The sequence below is a fragment of the Streptomyces sp. NPDC057543 genome (assembly GCF_042801895.1).
Taxonomy (GTDB): Bacteria; Actinomycetota; Actinomycetes; order Streptomycetales; family Streptomycetaceae; genus Streptomyces.
The window spans coordinates 1-1,108 of record NZ_JBHVFF010000607.1; the positions used below are offsets into that span (position 1 = coordinate 1).

Annotated in this window: 1 protein-coding gene; it reads left to right on the plus strand. The window is 71.2% G+C overall.

The window, feature by feature from the left end:
• Positions 1-123 precede the first annotated feature (123 nt).
• Positions 124-1,077 (plus strand): 3-oxoacyl-ACP reductase, encoded by a 954-nt coding sequence (locus ACFU8Q_RS41630; RefSeq protein ID WP_384465476.1) that lies wholly within the window; start codon positions 124-126, stop codon positions 1,075-1,077.
• Positions 1,078-1,108 lie beyond the last annotated feature (31 nt).

The following is a 1,108-nucleotide window of genomic DNA, read 5'->3' on the forward strand; positions in this document are numbered from 1 at the left end:
CGTCGCCTCCCTCCTCCGCCTTGGAATCGCACGCACCAGACCGCGTCCGCTTTCCGGCCGGAGGTCACCCGACAGCCTCTCACCCGTGCCCCCTGATCCCTCCTGAGAGGCTCCGAGATTCCGATGTCACTTCCCCTGTCACGTCCCCTGGACGGCATGTCCGCGATCGTCACGGGCGCGGGCCGCGGCCTCGGACGCGCCGAAGCGCTGGAACTGGCGGGGCTCGGCGCGTCCGTCGTCGTCAACGACTACGGGCAGCCGGGCCGCGACGGCTCCGGCGAGGCGTCCGCGACCCCCGCCGAGGAGGTCGCCGCGGAGATCCGGGCGGCGGGCGGCCGAGCGGTCGCGCACCTCGGCGACGTCTCCGACCACGCGCAGGCCCGCGGCCTGGTGGAGCTGGCCGTCGACACGTACGGACAGCTCGACATCCTGGTCAACAACGCGGGCATCCTGCGCGACCGGATGGTGTTCTCGATGACCGAGGACGAATGGGACTCCGTCATCAGGGTCCACCTCAAGGGCCACTTCAACACCACCCACTTCGCCGCGTCCCACTGGCGCGCCCGCTCCAAGGAGTCCGGCGGCCCGGTCTACGGCCGGATCGTCAACACCTCCTCGGAGGCGTTCCTGGCCGGCTCGGCGGGCCAGCCGAACTACGCGGCGGCCAAGGGCGGCATCGTCGGCCTCACCACCTCCACGGCCCTGGCCCTGGCCAAGTACAGCGTGACCGCCAACGCCATCTGTCCGCGTGCCCGCACTCGGATGACGGAGGACGTCTTCGCCGGCTTCCAGGAACCGGCGGACGGCCGGCTCGACGCGCTCGCCCCCGAGCACGTCTCACCGCTGGTCGGCTACCTGGCCTCCCCGGCGGCCGCCAAGGTCAACGGGCAACTGCTCGTCGTGCACGGCGGGATGGTCGCGATCGTCGAACGCCCCAGGGTGGCGGCGAAGTTCGACTCGTCGAAGGAGACGTTCTCCTTCGACGAGCTCGACGCGCTGATCTCCCCGTACTACGAGGACCGCCCGCCGAACGAGACGTTCGCCGCGGCGGAGGTGCTCGGTCTGAAACGGGGCTGACCGCAAGGGACAAAGGGACACGGGTGGGCCC